This window comes from Bradyrhizobium altum (genome assembly GCF_020889705.1).
Classification (GTDB): domain Bacteria; phylum Pseudomonadota; class Alphaproteobacteria; order Rhizobiales; family Xanthobacteraceae; genus Bradyrhizobium; species Bradyrhizobium altum.
Genome location: NZ_JACMYP010000161.1, coordinates 1 through 21,035, shown reverse-complemented (window position 1 = coordinate 21,035; position 21,035 = coordinate 1). Strand labels below are relative to the sequence as shown.

The window sequence follows — 21,035 nt, the reverse complement described above, 5'->3', positions numbered from 1 at the left end:
CCCGCCGTCCCGCCACGGCGATCCATCCCGCCGCGCCCGGAATAGACCTCACCAGAATACCGCCGCATCCTGTATCGGCCGTTCGGCCGGACTGCTATGCATGCGTCATCCGCGGACCCTCCGGGTCCGCCATTTTTGACGATGCGGCCGCGCGGCGGCGCAAGCGACGAGAAGGGACAGACACAATGATCGAGACGGTTGGCATCATCGGCGCCGGAACCATGGGCAACGGTATCGCGCAAATCTGCGCGGCGGCGGGGCTTACCGTGACCATGGTGGATATCTCGGACGCGGCGGTGCAACGCGGCCTGAAGACGGTCGGGTCCAGTCTCGATCGCCTGGTCGCCAAGGAGAAGATGACGGCGGCCGATCGCGACGCGACGCTCGCGCGGATCAACGCGACCACCGACAAGTCCAAGCTTGCCGCCTGCGATCTCGTGATCGAAGCGGCCACCGAGAACGAGGAGCTAAAGGTCAAGATCCTCAGGGATCTCTGCGCCGGGTTGAAGCCGAGCGCGCTCGTCGCGACCAACACCTCGTCGATCTCGATCACCCGCCTTGCGGCCTCGACTGATCGTCCCGACCGCTTCATCGGGATGCACTTCTTCAATCCAGTCCCGGTGATGGCGCTGCTCGAACTGATCCGCGGCCTGCAGACCTCGGACGACACGGTCGCCAAGGCCGAAGCGTTTGCCAAGCGTGTCGGCAAGGTCGCGATCACCGCGAAGAACAGCCCGGGCTTTGCGGTGAACCGCATCCTGTGCCCGATGATCAACGAGGCGATCTTCGCGCTGCAGGAAGGCATTGCGACCGCGGAAGAGATCGATGCCGGCATGAAGCTCGGCTGCAACCATCCGATCGGCCCGCTCGCTCTTGCCGACCTGATCGGGCTCGACACCATGCTGTCGGTGATGGAGGTGTTCTACACCGGCTTCAACGATCCCAAATACCGGCCGGCGCCCCTGCTGAAGGAGATGGTCGATGCCGGCCATCTCGGCCGCAAGACCGGGCAGGGGTTCTACAGCTACAGCAAGTGAAATCTGCGCGCGCCTGACCCCCGTAGTCATCCGGGATGGATCGCGCGGGCAAGCTCGCGTAACCACAACGCCTGATCCGCCACTGAGGCGGGGGACATCAGACACGAGGCCCGGGCTCCTAGGCACACCGGGCCTCGTGTTTTTTGTGTGGTCGCGCGCCCATGCAAGGCGCCCGGCTTCCGATGCGCTCCCTCCGCGCTCGGGTCACACCTTCTTGAGGCGATGAGCGGAAACCTCGCAGATCTTCCCGGCGTACCTAAATCAACGGCTGGGTGCCGATCGAGGAAAGAAGCAGGATCATGCGCAGGTCGAATTGGGCAATTCTGGCGTTCGCGGCGCTCGGAACGAGCTGGATTGTCGGCTCCGCACAGCCGGCGGCGGCCGATCTCTATGATTATCCCTGGTGCATCCAGGGCAGGGATGAGGGATACCCCGGCTATTGCGGCTACCAGACCTACGAGCAGTGCCAGGCGTCGGCGTCAGGCCGCGACGCCTATTGCGGCATCAATCCGCGGGTTGCGTTCAGCCAGCAGCGGATATCGCCGCGGGCCCCCCGCTAAGCGGTACGAGCATGTCGGCCGGGCGGCCATCAGGCATGATGGTTGCATTGCCGATGGTCGGAGAATTCACCCTGCGTTGGAGAGCACATGGGCGAGATCATCAGGTTCATCTCGAAGTCTGAACTGGAGCGCGCGCGTCTGATTCGCGAGGCCCGGGCCAATTACGAGCGCATCTTTCCGTCGGCCGATTCGGCTGATGTGCAGGGCGCCGCGGTCGAGGGCGACGGCAGCGAGGCGTCGTCGAAGCCGTAGCGCCGATATTGCGCGCGAGAGGATGCGGACGCTGCGATGTGGAAACGGACCTGGCGGCAGCTGTGGCGGACCTTTTGGCAGACTTGGACGATCGACAGGCCGGCCGCGCTTGGCGACTGGCTCTGGCAGGTTCTGGTCGTTGAGCTCGCGGCCCTGCTGGATCGGCTGACGTTGCGGAAGCTGATCGCGCTGATTCCGGTCGTCATCGTGATCGGTGCCTATCTGCACCGGATTCCGCTTCCTCCCGAATTGATGCTGGTCGGCGATGTGCTGGCCTATATCGACGTGTTCTCGATGATCCTCCTGATCGGCCTGTTCACGCGCGTGGCGACCGTGATGGCCATCGTCAGACAGGCCATCGAGCTCGCTCAAAGCCTCGCGCGGCGTGTGCCGATAGCGCTACGCCGGTTTGACACGCGTCATCGTCGCGCCAAGGACAGCGCGCGCCGCAGGCGCCTCACCGGTGCGACGACCGACGATGATGAGCCCGCTGTCGTCGCGGGGCTGGCGTGGGCTTAGATCGAGGCGATGCGGCGGTGAAGAACGCAATTGCGCCAGCTATCGCGGCTGTCGGACCTGTTCGTCGCTGTCGTCGGCCGCGGGCCGGGCAGGGCTACTCGCGGAAGAGCCGTCCTGAGAGCCGTCCTGGCTACGCCGGTGCGAGCTGGAGAGATCGGTTGCACCCTGCCGGGAGCGATGAAACGCGATCCCCATCTGGAAACTCCAGACACCGAACAACACCGCGCCGGCCACACAGGCGACCACGAAGGCCCAATCGCGTTTCTTGATCGGGTTCAACAATGCCAACTCAAGGACACGCCGGCCACATGCCTGCGCCAACCATTCCACCAAATGCCTCGCCACCGCCATCCGCGCGAAGACGCCCCAACACTGCGGTCAAGACGCTGCTGCGTCCCAAGCAAGACTCACGCATACTGAAGCGATCGGGCGTGCTTGTCGATCCGCGTAGCGCGCACCGCACTGGTCACGGAGCAGTGATTATCAAATCACGCCTCCAGCAACACTCCGACCAGATCATCCCGCGTCCGCAACAATCTTGCCAAACTTTCACTAGGCCGCTGGGACGAGAACCCGCAGGGCGGGACGCTGACCGTCCGGGACGCGATCATCAGGGCGGACAAGCTCGCCAAAGACCTCAAGAACGGCCGGCGCGAGGATCCGCGGCCGGAGCGCACCCGGCGCCTCGAGGACGGGGACAATCCCGAGGGGCTGAAGATCGGCGGGGCCTACGATCCCGATGCTGACGAAGCCGATCGCGAGCAAAAGCACCCGGGCATGCTGGACATGTTCGTCGAGCGCTACTGCCGGAAGGAAGCCGCGCTGAAGAGCGCCGACCAGTATGCCAGCACGTTCCGTCGCCTGGTCGCCCCCGATATCGGCGACCTTCCGGTGTTCGGCGAGGGCCGGCTCCGCCGTTCGCATATCGTCGACATGCTGGACGAGATCGAGGACGAGAGCGGGCCGGTCACGGCCGATCGGACAGCTGGCCTACCTGCGCAAGGCGTTCAACCGGTTCGCGGCCCGGAACGACGATTTTACCAACCCGATCGTGAAGGGGATTCGGATGGTCGGCAACAACGCGCGCGATCGCGTGCTGTCCGACGAAGAGCTGCGCGACCTGTGGGCGGCCCTGGATGTCGTCGAGGATGTGCCGGCCTGCTATGCGCCGTTCGTAAAATCGCTGCTTCTGACCACCACGCGGCGAAACGAGGCCGCGCTGTTGCATTCCAGCAAGCTCGACGGCACCGACTGGACGATTCCGGCGGATCGCTACAAGACGGGCATCGACCACATCATCCGGTTGAGCGATGCCGCGCGCGAGCTCATCGGTGACAAGCCGGAAGGCGCCAAGGGCAACTCGTGGTTCGTGTTCACGACTACCCACGGCGCCAAGGGTTTCACCGGCTTCAGCAAAGCCAAGCGCCAACTCGACAAGTCCGTCGCAAAGGTCCGCGCCGACGCGAAGCGAGAGCATATGCCGCATTGGGTGCTTCACGACCTCCGGCGCACCGGGCGCAGCCTTATGAGCCGCGCCGGCGTGCCTGCCGACCACGCCGAGCGCTGCCTCGGGCACGTGATCGGCGGCGTCCGCGGCGTCTACGACCGGTATGCCTATCTCGACGAGAAGCGCGAGGCGTTCAAGAAGCTCGCCGGGTTGGTCGACCTGATCCTCAAGCCGCAACCGAACATAACGCCGATGGTGCGGAGCGGGTAGGTGGCGAGCTTTAGGGACGAACTGCAAGGTTGGCGGCCGGGGAGTAGCGCGATCAGAGCGCATCTGCAGCGCTGGGCTGACGACGAGCGCGCCGACGAAACCTGGAAGGCGGTGAGCAAGGCCGCCGGCGCCAACTTGACCGCCAGCGAGTTCATCCAGTTTGTCGCTCGTGCCGCGATGGCCTCGCGGGCGCTGCCTGTTCAGTTGGAGAGGCACAAGCGTGAGATCGCGGCAACCAAAAACGGGGTTGGGCCGGCAAATAGCCGAGGCGCTTGCGTCAAACAAGACCCCTCTCGAGATTGCGGATGTTCTTGAAGAGGCTGCAAAGCGGCTGCGGTTCAGAGAAAAATTCGCTCTCCTTGATGGTTATCCACAGGAAGCGATTAGCCGTCGCCAAGCCTCACAATCGCGTCGAGCGTTCAGCCTTGCGATGTCGGATTTTTTCAGGGAACGCTGCGACAAGTGGATGGATAACGAGACAGGAGTGCTGCTCGAAATCGCATTCGGCGGAGAGGATAGCTCTCAGGAGGTCCGCGACTATCGCAAGGATAGGAACAAGAAAAGTAGGAGTTTGAAACGCCGAAAGCGGCGTTGAATCTCCCTCACACCCTCGACTTTCGATTTGACGGGTACAACTCACGCCCAGCGACAGCCGTGGAGCTCGGCAAGCTCATCCGCGGCCGCCCCTACACCGAATGTACTCTGATTGCCTGGGAGTTGGATGGCCGGGGGCCTCCGATTACGCGCGTCGGTCGCGACGTCACGTACTTCTGGCCGAGCGTTGAGCGCTGGCTGCGCGCCCAGGAAAAGGCAGCCGCCAAAACGAAACGACCCGCGCGGCAGTTGCACGGGCCGATCGGAATTGCGGTAGACCTCGAAGACCTCCCACATAATCCCGCTCTCCCGAAAACGCAACTCCCTGCGCGGCATGTGTGCCCGGATCCGCCCGGTCATGCCATAGCCAGCGCCCTATGCGCATGAGCGTCCCGGGAATCCCACCGGGCGCTTGCGCTCAGCTCCAGATCTCGAGCGTCGGCGCGGCCGAGTTCATGAGTCGCGACGCGCGCTATGTTGAGACCTTGTCCGGAGCTCAAACGCCGGATCCGACCAGGTCCGGGCTCCGCAGGATCATCATTGACAGCCGCATCAGCGGCGATTGATTTGAGGCAGCAAATGCCAGTAGCCGCGCGTATGATCGCCGACTATGACGATTTTATCGCCGCTGTCCGTGCCAGGGCCGACGAGATGAACTTGTCACGCAACGAGATCGACAATCAGACCGGCCTTACGTCCGGTTACGTCTGAAAGTTGCTCGGTCCGAGCCAGAAAAGGGGCTTTAGTGACGCTTGGACCGGTGCTAGGTGCGTTGGGCGTCAAGTTGCTGCTGGTCGAAGATCCGGAGCAGACCGCCAGAATTCGCGTTCGAGCGAAGCAGCGTGACGAGAAGTCGGTGCGCGGTCCAAAGATCAATCCGCTCACTGGGGTAGCGACCCACTGGCGATACAAGGCGCTTCCGTGACCGATCGGCCGAAACCCATTTCCGCCAAGGTGCGCGAGGCTATTGCCGGCATGGTGACCGGCGATGCCAAGAACATCACGGCTGCGGCAGCGAAGGTCGGTTTGAGCCGCGAACACCTCAGTCGGGAATTGAATAAGCCGCACGTCGCCGATTTCATGAAGCAGAAGGTCATGCGCCATCTCGCCGTGGCGACCACGCGGGCGGGCGCCGTGAAGGCGGAACTGCTCGACTGCGACAACGCCATGGTGCGCGATCGCGCCAGCTCGTTTGTGCTGGGCTTGGCCGGCATCGCTCCGACCAGCCAGCCGAGCGTCAACGTCAGCATCGAGGTAAGGGCGGGTTACGTCATCGACCTCCGGGACGATCACGAACTGCCGCCGCCGGTGATCCCGCATGAGTGATCGACCGAAGCGCATCTCGGGCAAGGTCCGTGCCGCGATCGAGGCATTGGTCGACGGTAGCACCCGGACCATCACGGACGCCGCAGCGCACGCCGGCCTCAGCCGCGAGCACCTATCCCGCGAGCGGTCGGCGTGCTGCTCGATCAGGGCAAGGGCAAGAGCTGGCGAGGCGTGAGCGGATTCGCCTGATTGCAGCTTTCGTCGAAATGCATGCGTCGGTTGATCCACGGTTCGGCCAAGTCTGGAAGCGCTTGCAGCCCATAGTTTGAGGGGTTGTGGAATCGTTTCTCGCCTCGGACATAACTGAGATCGTTCGGATCCAAGGTCACCGGTCCATCCCAAAAGTCGGCCGTTGTGATCATGCGATCGTAGACCGCGATCTTTTGCGGAAGTGGTCCGTAGCTGATGATCTTCGTCGGGCCGTAATATCCCACAGCGACGAGGAATGCGGTCAATAGTCCGTGCAGTTTTTCCAGCATCGGGCCTCGCGCTACCGGGATTCTTTCTTATTCAAGGCGATACTTCCTACCGTTTGTGTTCGGATCGGTATTGTCGCTTGAGGAAAGCATCAAAACAGGCCCGAAGTAATTCGAGATATCTCGATAAAGCCAATAGCGGCCTTGGCCTTTGTCGATGATTTCCTGTTGGGGGCTATTCGCGGGGCCAAGTAGTTTGTCGTCTTCGTACAGCTTGGCAGCTTCCAGGGGGCGGTCGAAGTATTTGACGGGCAACAGGTACGCATGGCCCTGATAGAGGTGCATCGTGCCGCGGAGGAGGTGCCGTTCGATCGGGCTAGGAGGAACCAGGTAAAGGAAGGCGCTCGACGCCAAAGCAAACAGCGTGGATCCAATAACGACGCGACTGCTGGCAGATAGCTTAGGCTCCAATGTTCTCGGGCTCTTTGTTACGGGGCTTTCCTTCCGAGCTGGAGTTCCTGTTGCCGTACAGGCGGTTGGAGTCGGTCAAGCCTTGCTCGTGGCCATCGCGATACCCAACCTGATAAGCCCAGCGCACGGAAAGCCCGGCTAGCGCAACCAACGCGAGGAAGGTTAAAATGGTCACCATGGGCAGGCCAGGGGTGCGATAGGCTGAATCTCCAATGTAATATACCGCTTCGGGAGCAAGTAGCCGTCCCTACAAACGCGGCAACGGGGCTAACGGCGTCAGCGCTACTAATCGCTTTTCAAGAACCACGGGAGCAAAATCACCATCATTGGGTTCCTTTCGTCGAACCCCGGTCACAATCGGCGCTACCGTATGCGCAAATCGACGCGTTTGATTTCATCAGCGTATTCCTTGAACGACACGCCATTTGGCGCGAGGCTCATGTTGTATCCGACCGAGACGCACAGGCAGCGATCAAACGGACACGGATGGGCTTTCGGATCTTTCGTCAATCCCTCAGCATCTCTCAGATGTCCGAAGTTGTCCTCGGGATCCGACTGGCAGTGTCGTAACGATCCGTCGCCGTTGACTTCGGTGATCAGCGCCTTGGCGTAGCAAGGCATGGCACGAAGCATGAGGCTGTCGCCCACGATCACGGCTTCGTCGCCTGCCATCGTGCCGCGACTCGGATTGCCGTATTTGGCCATGAGCTCGGAGAGCCGCAGCTGCTCCTCATTGGTGTAGTCATCCGGGTAGTGCCGCCCTTCATACGGGCCGTGGAATTCGACGAGGCTTGGGATGAAGCGGGCGCCCCGCTCCTTGCATATCGAGGCGATCAAATCCATCGACTCCTCGAATCGAGGCCATGCCAGCACCTTCGGAGACATCGGCACGATAATGCACGTGATACACCCGAAGGAGGCAATCGTGGCGAGGTGCTTGTCGAGATAGGCCCGAAGCCGCCGATCGTCCTTGTCGTCAAGATAGGCGGCGATGTGGAACGAGAGGTGGAAATTCACTTTGCGTGAGACCAACTCTTTCGGAAAAGCGTTCAGCGCACGTGCAATACTCTTGCTCGACAGGCCGTGCGTCTGAATCCAAATCCAGTGTCCTGCGTTGAGCAGAAGCTGTACGAGTTCAGGAAAATGTTCGTGTTCGGCACATTCGCCAGGGCCGGCGAAGTTGTACGTCACCTTGGCATCGCCGGCGAGACGCAGAAGCTGACGGCCGTATTCCGCCCAGCCGATTTCCTCGAGATAGCCGCTTCGTTTTTTTCGATCGTCCATATGCGAGACGCAATACACACAGCCGTGGCTACAGTTCTGTCCCATATTCAGGGAGATCAAAGGGGTGTGACTCGCCATCAGGGCGTGCCGTTCGGGCGTGATGCCGAAGCGACGACTTCGAAGTATCGCTGCCGCGGTTGATGATGGCACATCCACGGCCACCACCGGGAATAGCGGCTGTCCATCCATCAGTCGCTGAATCGAGCCTACGCGCCTGACAGCAATTCGTATCGATTGAGGCAGCGCGGTCCGATAAGCCGTTCGAATGACTTGTCCCAGCGTCATATCAACCGTCTCCAGAAATAGAATTGGCTAAGTACCGGTACCATGGGACAAATCGCGTTGAAACGCTGCGTTGTGAGTTCCGACAGTTCCTTCGAAACGAATTCCGACCTTTCCGAGCGGGCGCTTGAAATCGTACTTCGACGCGCGCTCAAGTTTCTAGGTCTTTGAAAAATCTGACATTTCGGTCGACGGCGCCGGACCAACAGTGAAGGAAGTGAGCGGATTGCGGCGCCAAGGCATGGCGACATCGAAGCGGAGCGGTCATGATAGGGGTGGACTATGTCGGTCCGGGCGGCGGCTTGTTCTGAAACTGGATGTTGCACTTCTTGGCGATCGAGGCTTGTTCGATCGCGACCATCTGCCCCTTCATTTGTCCGAGCTCGGCCGCAGTCTGCTTGTCCCCACCGGCTAGGAACGCCGCCGGCCAGAAAACGATAACTGCCGCTGTCGTCGCGATCGCGTCCTTCGTTCGCTGGCTGTCCTGCGCGCCGGATAGGGCTGCAGCGCGCGCGGACACGCCCTGCGCCTCGAGAGCGAGCTGTTGGCACGTATAAGAATGATACATCACAAGCGAAACATAGTTCGGCGTAATGTCCGCCGCGGACGAGGCGCAACCGCCCAGGCCGTTGGCGCACTGAGTTCGAAGATGCAGATGAAATCGGACGAATCGCAATGACCGAACTTGAGGAGCTTCGCTACTTCGAGCACCAGTGCCTGGAGATGGCCAAGCAGTCCACGCTGCCGGATGCTCGACGCGCGCTCCAGATCCTGGCACGCAACTACGCCACGGCGGCCGAAATCCTTGAACGGCGCGCACAATCCGCCAACACGGCGCTCGCCCATTGTTTCGATGCCTGAGGCTCTGACGAGCGCCCGGGCCGGTACGGCTGCGGCGCCGTGCGGATGATCCTGGCCTTGTTGCCGGGGATGCCGCCACCGCACCAACAACGTTTCGTTAACTCGACTCACTCACGCTCCCCTTGGGCCGTCTGGATGGGGCCGCTATGCAGAAGGCCGCCACGACAAGCTCCGTGGCGGCCTTTTGCGTTCCGAGAGTGCTGAGGGAGACGACCGATGGACTACGGCGCCTTCACCGACGCCAGCCTGAAGATGATGTACGAAGCCATCCGCGGCGCACTCAAAGCCGACGATGAATTCGAGGCCAGCGGCGAAGATCCAAAATTCCGGGTCCGCGCGACGCCCGAATGGAAACGCCACGCCGGCAGTCTCGAGGCCGAGATGCTGAAGCGAGGGCTCCAACTCGACATCATCGACTGGACGGGCGGTCAGGGCGAGCTACCGCTGACGGTGGGGCCGTGAACATTTGCTCAGATGAGGGATGCGGCGGGCTCGTTGGCATGTGCTCTAGAAGCAGATGCCGGGTATCCGAGGCGATCTCGTCACGCTTGAGTGGGCTACTCTCCGCATAGAACATCCGCATCTTTGCCGCGAATTTGCGGGCAACTTCGGGCGGGATTTCGAGCGGCTTTCGCTTAAGCATTGCCAAAAGATAAGCGTTCCGCGCTGGCTTTGTGAATATGGAGACAGTGGCCGTAGAAACACGGGAATCTCGGGCGGGGAGAATAGGGTAAAATGCAGATGTGCGATAAGCGCTTCGAGGAGTTTTTACGTGCAAGTCATACGGAATGGATTTTTATCGCTTCTGGCCTTGGGTGCATTGACCCTGGACGGTCACGGTCAAACTGTGGTCGTAGCATTGGAGTGCGATTTTCCGCCAGCTTCAACTGATGATTGGAACATGGCCGCGGCGACCCTGCAGTATTACATTGATCCCGCAGGAGACTGGAAGGTGGAGCAGGATTCCTTCTCCTTCGATGGACCGACAAACATTACCGTCGGTGGAAAGGATCGCGCAGCTTCGCTTTCGATCACTATTTCTCGACAGTCGGGCAAGGCTACCAAAACCCTGTCGTCGGAACGGAAATCCCTTACAGTCAGCGGGGAATGCAGAAAGATAGACTCCTCCGGACGTAGGTTTTAGGCGGTACGCGTCGGCTCAAATGCTCGAGCCGGCGAGTGGAAACGGTCCTAGCCCGAAACGCCTTTCGCGAAGTCAATGACCTCGCCCCAGTCCAGCCGCGTATCGACCCAGCCGACCTTGCCGCACGCGGTGCACTTGAGATGCGCCGAGCGCACATTTGTGGTCCGAGCGTGCTTTGATTGGTGAGCGCGGAGGGGTGTGGAGAACGGGCTCCGCTAAGTCGGTCCGGGCGGTGGCTTGTTCTGGAATTGGATGTTGCACTTCTTCGCGATCGAGGCCTGCTCAATCGCGACCATCTGTCCCTTCATCTGACCGAGCTCGGCCGCGGTCTGCTTGTCTCCGCCGACCAGGAACGCCGCAGGCCAGAAGACGATGACGGCTGCTGTCGTCGCGATCGTGTCCTTCGTTCGCTGGCTGTCTTGGGCACCGGAAAGCGCCGCCGCGCGCGCGGATACGCCCTGCGCTTCGAGCGCGAGCTGTTGACACGTGTAGGACTGATAGACGACAGGTGAAACATAGTTCGGCGTGATGTCTGCTGCCGACGACGCGCAACCGCCCAAGCTGGCGGCCAGCGCCACCACTCCCAAATTTCTCATCAAAAAAAGCCTCCCCAGCGGTCTGCTACTAAGCGCAACCATTGGTGGAGGGCAATTCCGTAGGTGTCCGGATATCCGAAAGTATTGTGCACGAGCGGAAGCGGTCCAGGCCTGACGAGGGAGGCCGCGAGCTAACCGACGCGAGCAATCAACCGGGGCCGAACCAATAGCGACAAGCGCCCTTGCTGGCGCCAGGGCGTGCCCGAGTGATCTGAATCGCACCGGAAGCGCAACCGCCGGCGGCTGTCTCGCTAATCCCAAAAAGATACGCCGCCGGGCCCGAAATGATTTGTCCCGGCGGCGCCCTGTTTCAATCTGGGGACTGCAATCCCAGCGGAGAACGTAATCGCAAGTTCAGTGCCAGTCGGATCAGCCTGGCTCAGGTTTGCCGGCCACCGTTCATCACGTCGGCTACTATCGCCGCGGCGAAGCAGGCCATGCCGCGCATGCCCAGTATGCATGGTGTGCGCGATCCGAACTGACTTCCGGCTGGCTTGGGTCTGTTTCTGTCTTAAGTGATTGATTTAATTTGGTGAGCGCGGAGGGACTCGAATCCTCGACCCCATGATTTAAAAGCCAAAACTAGGCGTTTTGGCTAACTCATTGGTGGAGAGTCGTTTTCCAGCCTGAACGGCTCAAGCACATCGGCCAGCCGCAGCTTTGCGCCCTTCGGCATCTGCTCGAGCAGGATGTGCCGGATGTCAGCCGCGATCCCGTCGCGCCTTAGCGGATCGTGCTCGGCATGAAATGCCCGCATCTGGGCGGCGACCGGGCCACGGCGGAATCTCGATCGGCTTCGAGTGAGCGGCATTCCCGGAAGATGGGTGTCTGGCACCGGTTTGGCGAGAGCGCCGCCGGGGTACGATATTTCGAGTCCGGCGGCGTGGTTTTCGAAAAATCAGGAATGCTCCGGGCGTCTGCATCAATGACCAGTGCGATGATCCCGCGTACCTGTTTCGGGATAAGTGCTGGCTCCGCAGGCATAGCTCACTCCGCAGTGTCGGCCGTTGTCAGGGCGCGGCGCGTTAGTGACGGCCACTCCGCCTTCCCCCTGCGCGGAGCCACGATGGTCGCGGACTGAGGCAACTTGTGGCGCAGCGAAAGAATGGGCGCTCATGCCTCCGCCACCGCCGTGACCACCTGCGAACGCCGACGATCCCGAGAGAACTGTGATGGTCATGCCAACGGCAACGGCAACGGCAACAATAAACTTGTTCATCTGATCGCTCCCTTTGCTGACCGGATCATTCCGGCGATAGGAGGACCTTACGCGCAGGCCTCGACGCGCGATGTGACCGAGTCACGTTCGCCGAGCTGTCCTCGGCGGGTCCGCATAGACCAATGGCGCATTGTCCTGAACAGGACAATTTGCGGAAGCTCTATTACACGCAGCGGCAGGCTACAGCGCTTGCGGAACTACAGCACCAGCGCCGGGTAGGGGCGCTGGTGTTTTTTCACGTCATTGGTTCCCAGGCTAGCTGACCTTGCCCTGCATGCACGCGATGATGAAATCTCGCGGCTTGATTCCACCTTTTGTCATCCCACCACCCAAAAAGCCGCGCTCGCGAGCGAGCGTCTTACACTTCTCTAGCTTCTGAGGGTTCGGCGCTCGCTGTCCGGGATTTTGCTGTGCCGACGCGAACAGCGTGAATAGCGGCAGCATCAAGCTGGCGGCAAAGAGCGCAACGGCAGTCAATCGAAGCATGAATTCCTCCCGTGCCAATTCGTTTTTAAAAACACATGCTCTGAAAAGTCAGAAGCTAGCGCAACCTCAGCGGGCAGAAAAGCGCACTCAGAACATTGCTTGCCGGTAGTTCTACGGGAGGAACGGCTTAGCCAGAGACGCCTTTGGCGAAGTTGATGACCTCGTCCAGTCCAGTCGGGTATCGACCCAACCGACTTTGCCGCAAGCGGTGCACTTGAGGTGCGCCGAGATGTCGTACCAATCCCAATCCGGAAGATCGGCGAGTTTCAGCCGGCCGTTGTGGTGCTGGCAGCCGACGCAGAACATCAGCACCGTGGTGAAGCCGGCGTTGCGATCGACGGACCGGACCAGTAGCGGAGGATTTGAGCAGGCTTGCGGCGCCACGGCATGCCCGACTGATTCCGCGGTTGCGGAGCGCATGCAAATTATAAAGACCTTGGGGTAGGGAACATCATCGGCCGACTAATGGTTGCTCTAGGCTGTACACGCTCGCACCAATTCCAAGCCAAATGGTGTGATCCTGTAGTTGCCGTTGTGCGCGTCGGCGCACGCGTTCATTCCAAGATTGCGGAGTGACACATCAAGGGCCGTTTGGCGTAGTCCTTCGGACATAAGAGCATGTGGCGGAACCCAATCACGGTCTGGAAATCGCTCGCTCATCGTCTTCAAGATGAGAGCGTCCGTCGGATGAAGCCTTTTTAGGGTAGAAATGAATTCTTCCCGAACTTCATCGCGCCTTGATGGATCCATCGCGTTTGCTAGCAACGTGGCCCAAAGCTCTTGCATTTCAGGGCGTGGATCACCTTGAGCCGCCTCCAGAAGGGGAACAGCTATCTGTTCTGCTATCGGCGCGGCCTCTGCTAAATCACGTTCCCTCAATATTGCTCTGGTGCGGCGGGTCATTGCGTCGAGGTTGCGCTCTCGCAGGCGTCGACGCGATCACCAATCATCAGTCCGTAAAAACTGGCCACGGGCATGCCGGCATCGCGCACCAGATCGATCAGTTTCCCGGCTGCTTTGGAGCCTTCGGTGATCGCATCAGAATTGGGCGCAATGTCGTCGCTCATACTGCTTGATCCGCGCTGTATGATCGAGGTTTGACGCAGGGATCAACGGCATACGTGCATTGTTCGCCAGTTGTGATAAGGCCACCTGTGGGTCCTTGGTAGTTGACTGCTGAGACCGCGCCGCCGGACATCACGACGTTGATGTGGCAAAATCGGCGTGAAGATGCAGCCGAGAAGCTCCCGTAGGACGCTGAGCCGGTAGCGACCACCGTGCCGTCGCCTGAGTTGTAGGACCACACCTCTGTTTGCCCTTCGGCAGCTTTATTCGCAGGCGGCCCCATGCAGGCGAGCACCTGCTCCTTAGACATGCCGACCATCTGTACGCGCGCATCCTGGGCAACTTGCGCTCGTTGGATCGCGCATCCACTCAGCATGGCCGCGAGCGCCACCATTCCCAAATTTCTTATAAAGGCCTCCCCAGCCGTCCGCTACTAAGCGCAACCACTAGTGGAGGGCAATCCCGTAGGTCCCCGGAGTGGCACGAGCGGAGCGCATCTGTCGAATATCAACGTGACCGGTTGCGGCTTCACGAACTTCAAGGAAGCCGGTATCTGGCCCTCGTTCTGCGACAACTGCAATTTCAACTACAACAATATCCAGTCGGTCTCCTATGCAAGCATCCTTTGCTATGTCTGCACGAACTTCAACATCATCGGCAACTACGTCAACGGCGTTTCGTCCAGCAACGGTCCTGCCTACAACATCAATTCTCCGACCAACACCAAGACGAACGCGTATGGCATAACCGCGACAACGGACGGCTCGGGACACTTTTCCCAGCTCGGGACGATTGCCTCCAACAATGTGCAGAACGTGCCGACATGGGAGTGCTACGACACCCACGCCGGACAGAACATCACGTTCGATTCGAATATATGCCTCGGAGGCCGTATCGGATTCCAGATCACCACCGACGGAATTTCCACTCCGCCGGGCTATGTCCGTGTTGTCAACAACTACATCCAATGCGTACCGCTGAATCAGCCGGTCTACCCAGGCGGTCCCAGCATCTCTGTTGGCGGCCCCGGAATCTATGTGGCCGGTGTTCCATCCGGCAGCACCGCGCCGGCCATCAAAGTGCTAAACAACAACATCGTACAGTGCGGCTCCTCTGAATTGGGAACTCCTGCCTTCGGCGCACTGAGCGTTGGAGACGCCTACGGCTTTACGCTGACTGACAATACGCTCGCTATAGCGGGCTCTACTTCTATGGCAACTCGTTCGGGTCGGCGCGCTCAAATACTATCCTGGATATGCAGGTAGCCAGCGCGATCAATAGCTCCTCGTTCGCGGTGTTCGTTAACACGTCGACGCCGGAACTGCTGCTGTCGGGAACGTACGCCGACAACATGACCTATGCCTACAACATCGTGGCGCCGACGGGCGGCTTTCAAACCCAGATGGCGCGCGATAATTTCATCCTCAATTACACGGCTGCAATATACGTCGGATCGTCTGCATCGAACCGCGTTGACCTTGGAGCGTCGGCACCCTAGCGCCCGGCGTCGGCGCGATGCTTCCAAAGGCGAGCATATTTGTGAAAGCGCTCGTCGCCTGTCCACGCGGCGATCTCATCGAGCAGCACGGAATCATAGTCATCGTACTCCGGACGACAATCGTCTCTGAGCTTCAGCGCATATTTGATGCAATGCGGCGCGGTGTACTGCGGCTCGAGCTTGATGAACGTTTCAATGCCGCGCCTGGCCGCTTCCTCAAAGCGCTTGTCGCCGGTCCGCTTTGAAAGCGCGAACAGGACATTGATGCTGAGGAGGTGAGCATTCAGAATGTACGGAGACATGCCGGGCGCCGCAGGCATCTCCTCAAAAAATGTCATCCCGTCGGCGGTATTCATGACACCGCCATCGGAGATCGGCGTAATGAGCGTCAGGCCAGCGCTGCGGATCAGATCGAGATAGGCCGGGTCCTTGGTCTTGCACTCGGCAAAGAGCAGTGCGGCGATGTTGATCGCTTGGGCGAATGCCGAATTGAAGCCGGGTTGATAGACCATCTTCTCGAAATTCAGGGCGAAGTTGTAGCGCCATGTCTTCCCGCCATTCGGGATTTCATCAGCCTGCTCGACGATCAGCCGAATCGCGTTGTTTTGAGCCGGCGTGAGCTCGGCGGCTTGATTGCAACTTTCGTCGAAGCGCAGGGAACGGTTGCGCCACTTTGGTAGGCCGATCGGCAGCGTGCTTAGTCCGTAATTCGAGGGGTTCCGAAATCGCTTTTCACCTCGAACGTATTCGAGCGTGCCAGGATCTAGCGTGCGCGGCCCGTTCCAGTAATCCACCGAGCTCGCATCAACAACCTGATCGTAGATCGCGAGCTTGAGCGGCGGATCTCCGAAAGTCACAATCCTCGGTTCCACATTCTCTGAGGCCGGCACTGGGTGCGAACCTCCAAGCCCCAGAGCTGCAAACACAGCCGTCCACATCGCCCATATTCCGTTCATGTACGCCCCACCGTAAAGACAGTCCTGAGTGGGAACGGCGAAGGCAGTGATACGTTCTCTCAAATCTTGGAGGAGAACGTGGACATGACACGGACATATTGCACCGCGTTAGGGTTGCTGCTGGGGCTCGGTGTGGCCACGCAGGCTCACGCGGGCTTTGTCGCCACTTCGATGTCATCGGAACGCGCCAATCTGACGCAGGTACAGTGGCGGTGCACACCATCGAGCTGCATTAACGAGCAAAACGGCCTGTACACCCAGTCGCACTGCGGCTATCGCGGTTGCCGCCCAATTCCGGGCGTGGTCGGGCGACTTGGACCGAATGGCTACGACAGCAAGTACGACGATCCATACTCGGCATATGGCCAGTATCGTGGTGGTTACCGGCACCGCTACTACCGTTACTGAGGACCGTCGGAGCCACAGAGATTGCGGGCAACAGTGATGCGAGCGTTGCCCGTAGTGCTGTTCGCGCTATTGCTGTCTGCGCCAGCTAGGGCCAATCTGATCGAGTCCAATCGGCCTCCGCTGGTCTGCACCCCCGCTAGCTGCATTGATGCGCGAACGGGAGATTACACACAGTCCTTCTGCGACCAGGATGGCTGCCGCCAGTTGGGCGGCGTGCTCGGCCGGCTAAGCCCACGACAGAAGCGCCGAATGCTCCGACAAACGGGTGGGTTCGACTGCAACCGTGCACGCTGCGTCGAGCAGTCTACGGGGGCGCTTTGGCAGAGCACGTGTGATCACGACGGCTGCCGGCCTCTCATGCCAGCGAACCGCTAGGCCCGTAAGTTAGGCGTGATCCCTGATCTGGATCTTGCGTGCAGAGACTAAGCGGATTTGTCCGGCTCTGAGCCACGCACGACAAATCCGTCAGGCATCTTGCTGTCGATCGGCGCCGGCGGATTCTCTTCTCTGTAAATCGCGTTCTCGTCCTTGATCGCGCGATCGATGGCCTCGATCGCCGACTGGATTAACCATGCTGCTTGAGTACACGGACGGCGAGGTCGACGTGGCGCGGATGATGTCTTCAGCCAATTCCCGTCGCGCGTGGACCAATCTAGCTCGCGCTTCCCTCAATGTCTCCGTGTATTCTCGCATTGATCTCTCCTGGTACAAAAATCGATGGCGCACGATGGCACAGGTGCGGTGCGAGTGTCCCCTACAGCTTAGGTTGCAATCTCGCTTATTTACAGGAGTGGCCGACCATGGCGTCGATCTCCGCACGATAGGCACGCGCCATGTGCTCGCACGCCGCCCGTCCCTCCGGAGATTCACTCCGCGCTGCCCAAATGAGCGAGACCTGCTCCATGCGTCGAAGTTCGGCGATCGTGCGGCTGCTTCCCAGTCGCTTCCCAAGGCGGTCAATCTGGGAAGCAACAAGCCGAAAAATGAGGGCTAAGTGTTTGAATTTGCTTGGTGAGCGCGGTGGGACTCGAACCCACGACCCCATGATTAAAAGTCACGTGCTCTACCGCCTGAGCTACGCGCTCACTCACCTGAACATCGGATCCGGACGCAGGCTTCGAGCCGCTCCGGATCATGCTCCAGCCCGCGCTGTGTAGGGGGCAGGGCCCATCGGGTCAATAGCCGAGGGGCGGTCAATTGTGCACCGTTGCGGCGGATTTGCCGTTCCGATGCCTGTGTTTAGGGCCGTTTCTTGAAGTAGCTCAGCTGTCGTGGCGGATTTCCGAGCCGACCGGCTGCGACGGCGCGGCAACCGAGGGCAGGCTGACCGGGCGCAGCCCGATCAGTTCCGCCGTCCGGATCGCGCTGTTGCGCCAGAACGCGAACTCGTTGATCCGCGAATTCTCCAGGATCGCGATGGAAACCGCGGCGAGGAACGGCAGGCTTTGCAGCACCAGCACGCCGGCGAAGATGTAGATCTCGCGCACCTGCTTGTAGCCGTTGGTGACGACAAGCACGATGGCGCCGACCAGCAGCAGCACGCCGATCACGGCTTCCCAGAACGCCTGGAATTCGATCGACATCCGCGACAGGCCGCCCTTTGAGGTGCGGGCGAACGCGAGATGCTCGGTGATCAGGCCCTGCGCCACCGCGCGCGACACCGTCCACTGCACGCTCATCGCCGCGATCATGGCGCCCAGCATCTGTGCCGCCTTGATGTTCACCCGCAGCCGGTAGAGCACCACGAAGTGCAACAGTGAGACGATGAAGGAGGCGATGATCGGCAGCGTCAGGATCTTGTCCGGGATCGCGATGTCGGCGAACGCGACGATCGGGACCCAGATCAGATTGAGGATCGCAACCACGACGCCGAGGCTTTCGGCGCCTAACCAGTTGAGCCAGCCCAGCGAGAATTCGCGGCGCTGGTCCGGCGTCAGCCGGCTCGCGCCGGGCAGGAAGCGCCGCCAGTGCTTCTTGACAATCTGGAAGCCGCCATAGGCCCAGCGGTGGCGCTGCTTCTTGAAGGCCTCATAGGTGTCGGGCAGCAAGCCTTCGCCGTAACGCACATTGGTGTAGTGCGTGAGCCAGCCCTGCTGCTGGATCGAGAGGCCGAGATCGGTATCCTCGCAAATCGTGTCAGAGGACCAGCCGCCGGCCTTGTCCATCGCGGCGCGGCGGATCAGGCACATCGTGCCGTGCACGATGATGGCGTTGAACTCGTTGCGCTGGACCATGCCGATGTCGAAGAACCCGGCATATTCGCCGTTCATGATGTAGTGCATCAGCGAGCGGTCGCCGTCGCGATGCTCCTGCGGCGCCTGCACCAGGCCGACGCGCGGATCGGCAAACGCCGGCACCAGATCCTTGAGCCAGTCCGGATGCACGACATAGTCGGCGTCGATGATGCCGATGATCTCGGCGTCCGCCGCGGTCCGCTCCATCGCAATCCGCAGCGCGCCGGCCTTGAAGCCCTGCACCTTCTCGGCATTGATGAACTTGAAGCGCTCGCCGAGCATCCGGCAGTGATCCTGGATCGGCCGCCAGAAGTCGGGATCGGGCGTGTTGTTGATGATGCAGACGCACTCGAAATTCGGATAGTCGAGCCGCGACACCGCATCGAGCGTCTGCTTCAGCATCTCGACCGGCTCGAAATAGGCCGGGATGTGGATCGAGACTTTCGGGAACGTCACATTCTCGCCCATCGTGGCCGGTGCGAGGGTCGCGCTCCTGCCGATCAGCCGGCGCGGGCCGCGGCCGAACGCCACCGCTGCGATCTCCTCGATCCGCGCCATTGCGATCAGGACCAGCGGAACCAGCAGCACGAGGCCAAGGCTGAGCGCGAAGGCCGAACCCCAGACGAAGTAGTGCGTGGTCCAGTACGAGAACACGGTCGCAACCCAGGCGCCGACGCCGTTGGCTGCGCCCGACAGCAGCAGCGCCTGCATCACGGTCGGCTGGTCCAGCCGCAGGATCGGCAGCGACATGAACAGGCCGACCAGCACGGCGACCAGCGCGATCTTCCAGTAGTTCAGGTCGGTGACCGGGCCGGTCCAGGCGAACTTCGCCTCGCGGTCGGCATTGAGGATGCCCCAGTAGGGACCGACGCCGCCTTCGAAGAACTTCCACGGCTGATCGATGGCTTCGACGATGTTGTAGTCCATGCCGATGGCTTCGGCGCGCGCGACGAAATTGCGCAGCACCGTGGCCTGCTGGAATGGACCGGGCTCGGCGCTGCGCAGATTGTAGCCCTGACTCGGCCAGCCGAATTCGGCGATCAGGATGCGCTTGCCGGGGAACGAGTCGCGCAGCAGGTTGTAGCGGTCGACCGCCTGATCCACCGCCTGCTTGTCGGTGAAGTTTTCCCAGTACGGCAGCACGTGCGCGGCGATGAAGTCGGACGAATTGGCGAGCTGCGGATGGTCGCGCCAGATGTTCCAGATTTCACCGGTTGTCACGGGAACGTTGACCGACTTCTTGACGCGCTGGATCACCTTGATCAGCCGGTGCACATTGCTTTCGGCGATCGCCGATTTGACGGCTTCGGCCCGCTTGTCTTCGGGTTGCGTTTCCGCGTCGCGCAGGCGCTGCGCCTCCTCGCGGAGGATGCGCTCGGACTCCTCGGGCGGCACTCCGATCTCCGGAACCGAGCCGAGGTTTTCGAGCGGGACCTGCTCGCCGCGGAACACGGTTTCGTTGCCGACCACGATGCCGATGACGTTGCTGTTGCGCTTGGCAAGGTTGATCGCGGCCTCGATCTCGCGATTGTTGCGGTTGGCGTCCTTGTCGATCCAGGCGCCGACCGTGACCTTCATGCCGAACTCGGCGGCGACCGGCGGCACCAGCTCATTGCCTTCCGTCGACGAATAGAGGCGGACCGCTTTGGTGAGCGTCGAGAGCTTTCGCAGGTCGGTGCGCACCTTCTCGCTGTCGGCGGCAACGTCCGCGACGGAGTGGCCGGACTCGAACGGGGCATAGGACAGGCTCGGCAACGTGCCACGGAAATCGGGCGCCGACTGCTTCTCCTGGAAGAGACCCCACAGGGCGGCGTGGGCGGCGGTGACAAGCAACAGGACGGCGACGACGGCGCGCATCGCGGTTAAACCATACGGGGCCTGAGATTGAGGACTAAGCGAACCCGTCCCCTGGGTTCGACCAACATAGCGGCGGAGGCAAAGATATCTCCGCCATCCGATTTAACAACTGGTGTGCCGCAATGGCGTTTTAAGGGCGCAAGCCGTTCCAGCCGCGAAAAAAATCGCGGCCGGATTCGATCGTGCGATGCGGCTATTTCGACGCCGGCGCCGGTGTCGCCGACGGGGTCGGCGCAGGCGAGGGCGATGCGGC

At 60.9% G+C, this 21,035-nt stretch carries 27 protein-coding genes and 1 tRNA gene; 14 read left to right on the top strand and 14 right to left on the bottom strand.

Annotated elements, in window-relative coordinates:
• Positions 1-131 precede the first annotated feature (131 nt).
• The 4 genes from H8B02_RS31000 to H8B02_RS30985 all read left to right on the top strand — a co-directional run bounded on the left by H8B02_RS31000 (position 132) and on the right by H8B02_RS30985 (position 2,368).
• Positions 132-1,037 carry a 3-hydroxybutyryl-CoA dehydrogenase gene (locus tag H8B02_RS31000; protein WP_376711731.1) on the top strand — a complete coding sequence of 302 codons (906 nt, stop codon included), beginning with the start codon at positions 132-134 and terminating at the stop codon, positions 1,035-1,037.
• Positions 1,038-1,336: 299 nt separating this feature from the next.
• Positions 1,337-1,597, top strand: coding sequence for a DUF3551 domain-containing protein (locus tag H8B02_RS30995; protein ID WP_229169705.1), 261 nt, complete (start codon positions 1,337-1,339; stop codon positions 1,595-1,597).
• Between the two features lie 87 nt (positions 1,598-1,684).
• The gene (locus H8B02_RS30990; protein WP_212319712.1) at positions 1,685-1,849 is read left to right on the top strand and encodes a hypothetical protein; all 165 of its coding nucleotides are present in this window, start codon (positions 1,685-1,687) and stop codon (positions 1,847-1,849) included.
• A 36-nt stretch (positions 1,850-1,885) separates the two neighbouring features.
• A complete protein-coding gene (locus H8B02_RS30985; protein WP_229169704.1) occupies positions 1,886-2,368 on the top strand; it encodes a hypothetical protein in 483 nt (160 codons plus the stop codon).
• A gap of 552 nt (positions 2,369-2,920) precedes the next feature.
• Here H8B02_RS30985 and H8B02_RS30980 read toward each other — a convergent pair.
• Positions 2,921-3,292 (bottom strand): hypothetical protein, encoded by a 372-nt coding sequence (locus H8B02_RS30980; RefSeq protein ID WP_229169703.1) that lies wholly within the window; start codon positions 3,290-3,292, stop codon positions 2,921-2,923.
• 142 nt (positions 3,293-3,434) lie between these two features.
• Between H8B02_RS30980 and H8B02_RS30975 the strand changes: the two genes are divergently transcribed.
• From H8B02_RS30975 to H8B02_RS30960, 4 genes are all read left to right on the top strand, one after another.
• A complete protein-coding gene (locus tag H8B02_RS30975) occupies positions 3,435-4,085 on the top strand; it encodes a site-specific integrase (RefSeq protein WP_229169702.1) in 651 nt (216 codons plus the stop codon).
• Between the two features lie 220 nt (positions 4,086-4,305).
• The gene (locus H8B02_RS30970; RefSeq protein ID WP_229169701.1) at positions 4,306-4,680 is read left to right on the top strand and encodes a hypothetical protein; all 375 of its coding nucleotides are present in this window, start codon (positions 4,306-4,308) and stop codon (positions 4,678-4,680) included.
• A gap of 539 nt (positions 4,681-5,219) precedes the next feature.
• The gene (locus tag H8B02_RS30965; protein ID WP_229169700.1) at positions 5,220-5,390 is read left to right on the top strand and encodes a hypothetical protein; all 171 of its coding nucleotides are present in this window, start codon (positions 5,220-5,222) and stop codon (positions 5,388-5,390) included.
• Positions 5,391-5,654: 264 nt separating this feature from the next.
• Complete coding sequence (locus H8B02_RS30960) at positions 5,655-6,005, top strand: hypothetical protein (RefSeq protein ID WP_229169699.1); 351 nt, start codon at positions 5,655-5,657, stop codon at positions 6,003-6,005.
• Positions 6,006-6,148: 143 nt separating this feature from the next.
• Here the strand turns inward: H8B02_RS30960 and H8B02_RS30955 are convergent, their stop codons facing one another.
• The 4 genes from H8B02_RS30955 to H8B02_RS30940 all read right to left on the bottom strand — a co-directional run bounded on the left by H8B02_RS30955 (position 6,149) and on the right by H8B02_RS30940 (position 8,978).
• Complete coding sequence (locus H8B02_RS30955; protein ID WP_229169698.1) at positions 6,149-6,484, bottom strand: hypothetical protein; 336 nt, start codon at positions 6,482-6,484, stop codon at positions 6,149-6,151.
• A 27-nt stretch (positions 6,485-6,511) separates the two neighbouring features.
• Complete coding sequence (locus tag H8B02_RS30950) at positions 6,512-6,892, bottom strand: hypothetical protein (protein WP_229169697.1); 381 nt, start codon at positions 6,890-6,892, stop codon at positions 6,512-6,514.
• A 363-nt stretch (positions 6,893-7,255) separates the two neighbouring features.
• Entirely contained in the window at positions 7,256-8,461 is a 1,206-nt protein-coding gene (locus H8B02_RS30945; protein ID WP_229169696.1) for a hypothetical protein, read from the bottom strand.
• Positions 8,462-8,738: 277 nt separating this feature from the next.
• Positions 8,739-8,978 carry a hypothetical protein gene (locus H8B02_RS30940; protein ID WP_229169695.1) on the bottom strand — a complete coding sequence of 80 codons (240 nt, stop codon included), beginning with the start codon at positions 8,976-8,978 and terminating at the stop codon, positions 8,739-8,741.
• 155 nt (positions 8,979-9,133) lie between these two features.
• Here H8B02_RS30940 and H8B02_RS30935 point away from each other — a divergent pair, with 155 nt between their 5' ends.
• The 3 genes from H8B02_RS30935 to H8B02_RS30925 all read left to right on the top strand — a co-directional run bounded on the left by H8B02_RS30935 (position 9,134) and on the right by H8B02_RS30925 (position 10,463).
• Positions 9,134-9,319, top strand: coding sequence for a hypothetical protein (locus H8B02_RS30935; RefSeq protein ID WP_229169694.1), 186 nt, complete (start codon positions 9,134-9,136; stop codon positions 9,317-9,319).
• A 216-nt stretch (positions 9,320-9,535) separates the two neighbouring features.
• A complete protein-coding gene (locus H8B02_RS30930) occupies positions 9,536-9,781 on the top strand; it encodes a hypothetical protein (protein WP_229169693.1) in 246 nt (81 codons plus the stop codon).
• Positions 9,782-10,091: 310 nt separating this feature from the next.
• Positions 10,092-10,463 carry a hypothetical protein gene (locus H8B02_RS30925; protein WP_229169692.1) on the top strand — a complete coding sequence of 124 codons (372 nt, stop codon included), beginning with the start codon at positions 10,092-10,094 and terminating at the stop codon, positions 10,461-10,463.
• Between the two features lie 215 nt (positions 10,464-10,678).
• On the opposite strand, the gene H8B02_RS30920 is transcribed toward H8B02_RS30925, so the two are convergent.
• The 5 genes from H8B02_RS30920 to H8B02_RS30905 all read right to left on the bottom strand — a co-directional run bounded on the left by H8B02_RS30920 (position 10,679) and on the right by H8B02_RS30905 (position 14,223).
• On the bottom strand, positions 10,679-11,044 hold the full coding sequence (locus tag H8B02_RS30920; protein WP_229169691.1) for a hypothetical protein: 366 nt from the start codon (positions 11,042-11,044) through the stop codon (positions 10,679-10,681).
• A gap of 1,489 nt (positions 11,045-12,533) precedes the next feature.
• Entirely contained in the window at positions 12,534-12,764 is a 231-nt protein-coding gene (locus H8B02_RS30915) for a hypothetical protein (protein WP_229169690.1), read from the bottom strand.
• Between the two features lie 474 nt (positions 12,765-13,238).
• A complete protein-coding gene (locus H8B02_RS49100) occupies positions 13,239-13,667 on the bottom strand; it encodes an Abi-alpha family protein (protein ID WP_376711730.1) in 429 nt (142 codons plus the stop codon).
• A complete protein-coding gene (locus H8B02_RS30910; RefSeq protein WP_229169689.1) occupies positions 13,664-13,831 on the bottom strand; it encodes a hypothetical protein in 168 nt (55 codons plus the stop codon). The genes H8B02_RS49100 and H8B02_RS30910 overlap by 4 nt, the downstream gene beginning before the upstream one ends.
• Entirely contained in the window at positions 13,828-14,223 is a 396-nt protein-coding gene (locus H8B02_RS30905) for a hypothetical protein (protein WP_229169688.1), read from the bottom strand. Before H8B02_RS30905 ends, H8B02_RS30910 begins: the two co-directional genes overlap by 4 nt.
• Before the next feature lie 118 nt (positions 14,224-14,341).
• Here H8B02_RS30905 and H8B02_RS30900 point away from each other — a divergent pair, with 118 nt between their 5' ends.
• Together H8B02_RS30900 and H8B02_RS30895 are read left to right on the top strand one after the other, a co-directional pair.
• A complete protein-coding gene (locus tag H8B02_RS30900) occupies positions 14,342-15,094 on the top strand; it encodes a hypothetical protein (protein ID WP_229169687.1) in 753 nt (250 codons plus the stop codon).
• Positions 15,085-15,327, top strand: coding sequence for a hypothetical protein (locus H8B02_RS30895; RefSeq protein WP_229169686.1), 243 nt, complete (start codon positions 15,085-15,087; stop codon positions 15,325-15,327). The genes H8B02_RS30900 and H8B02_RS30895 overlap by 10 nt, the downstream gene beginning before the upstream one ends.
• Here the strand turns inward: H8B02_RS30895 and H8B02_RS48170 are convergent.
• A complete protein-coding gene (locus H8B02_RS48170; protein WP_229169685.1) occupies positions 15,324-16,184 on the bottom strand; it encodes a D-glucuronyl C5-epimerase family protein in 861 nt (286 codons plus the stop codon). The two genes, H8B02_RS30895 and H8B02_RS48170, sit on opposite strands and share 4 nt — an antisense overlap.
• A gap of 183 nt (positions 16,185-16,367) precedes the next feature.
• Between H8B02_RS48170 and H8B02_RS30885 the strand changes: the two genes are divergently transcribed.
• On the top strand, positions 16,368-16,691 hold the full coding sequence (locus tag H8B02_RS30885; RefSeq protein WP_229169684.1) for a hypothetical protein: 324 nt from the start codon (positions 16,368-16,370) through the stop codon (positions 16,689-16,691).
• Positions 16,692-17,700: 1,009 nt separating this feature from the next.
• On the opposite strand, the gene H8B02_RS30880 is transcribed toward H8B02_RS30885, so the two are convergent.
• From H8B02_RS30880 to H8B02_RS30870, 3 genes are all read right to left on the bottom strand, one after another.
• Positions 17,701-17,776, bottom strand: a tRNA-Lys gene (locus tag H8B02_RS30880).
• A gap of 177 nt (positions 17,777-17,953) precedes the next feature.
• Positions 17,954-20,782, bottom strand: a complete 2,829-nt coding sequence (locus H8B02_RS30875; protein ID WP_229169683.1) for a glycosyltransferase — start codon at positions 20,780-20,782, stop codon at positions 17,954-17,956.
• Between the two features lie 5 nt (positions 20,783-20,787).
• Positions 20,788-21,035 (bottom strand): hypothetical protein (locus H8B02_RS30870; RefSeq protein ID WP_229169682.1); only part of this gene is annotated, 248 nt, incomplete at its 5' end.

What these genes read in the sequence shown, in the direction of transcription:
- H8B02_RS30935 (WP_229169694.1), top strand. Translation starts at nt 9,134, where the DNA reads ATGACCGAACTTGAGGAGCTTCGCTACTTCGAGCACCAGTGCCTGGAG.
- H8B02_RS30995 (WP_229169705.1), top strand. Translation starts at nt 1,337, where the DNA reads ATGCGCAGGTCGAATTGGGCAATTCTGGCGTTCGCGGCGCTCGGAACG.
- H8B02_RS30985 (WP_229169704.1), top strand. Translation starts at nt 1,886, where the DNA reads ATGTGGAAACGGACCTGGCGGCAGCTGTGGCGGACCTTTTGGCAGACT.
- H8B02_RS49100 (WP_376711730.1), bottom strand. Translation starts at nt 13,667, where the DNA reads ATGACCCGCCGCACCAGAGCAATATTGAGGGAACGTGATTTAGCAGAG.
- H8B02_RS30915 (WP_229169690.1), bottom strand. Translation starts at nt 12,764, where the DNA reads ATGCTTCGATTGACTGCCGTTGCGCTCTTTGCCGCCAGCTTGATGCTG.
- H8B02_RS30895 (WP_229169686.1), top strand. Translation starts at nt 15,085, where the DNA reads ATGCAGGTAGCCAGCGCGATCAATAGCTCCTCGTTCGCGGTGTTCGTT.
- H8B02_RS30975 (WP_229169702.1), top strand. Translation starts at nt 3,435, where the DNA reads ATGGTCGGCAACAACGCGCGCGATCGCGTGCTGTCCGACGAAGAGCTG.
- H8B02_RS30885 (WP_229169684.1), top strand. Translation starts at nt 16,368, where the DNA reads ATGACACGGACATATTGCACCGCGTTAGGGTTGCTGCTGGGGCTCGGT.
- H8B02_RS30945 (WP_229169696.1), bottom strand. Translation starts at nt 8,461, where the DNA reads ATGACGCTGGGACAAGTCATTCGAACGGCTTATCGGACCGCGCTGCCT.
- H8B02_RS30955 (WP_229169698.1), bottom strand. Translation starts at nt 6,484, where the DNA reads ATGCTGGAAAAACTGCACGGACTATTGACCGCATTCCTCGTCGCTGTG.
- H8B02_RS30875 (WP_229169683.1), bottom strand. Translation starts at nt 20,782, where the DNA reads ATGCGCGCCGTCGTCGCCGTCCTGTTGCTTGTCACCGCCGCCCACGCC.
- H8B02_RS30910 (WP_229169689.1), bottom strand. Translation starts at nt 13,831, where the DNA reads ATGAGCGACGACATTGCGCCCAATTCTGATGCGATCACCGAAGGCTCC.
- H8B02_RS30980 (WP_229169703.1), bottom strand. Translation starts at nt 3,292, where the DNA reads ATGCGAACGGCGGAGCCGGCCCTCGCCGAACACCGGAAGGTCGCCGAT.
- H8B02_RS30905 (WP_229169688.1), bottom strand. Translation starts at nt 14,223, where the DNA reads ATGGTGGCGCTCGCGGCCATGCTGAGTGGATGCGCGATCCAACGAGCG.
- H8B02_RS30960 (WP_229169699.1), top strand. Translation starts at nt 5,655, where the DNA reads ATGGTGACCGGCGATGCCAAGAACATCACGGCTGCGGCAGCGAAGGTC.
- H8B02_RS30930 (WP_229169693.1), top strand. Translation starts at nt 9,536, where the DNA reads ATGGACTACGGCGCCTTCACCGACGCCAGCCTGAAGATGATGTACGAA.
- H8B02_RS30990 (WP_212319712.1), top strand. Translation starts at nt 1,685, where the DNA reads ATGGGCGAGATCATCAGGTTCATCTCGAAGTCTGAACTGGAGCGCGCG.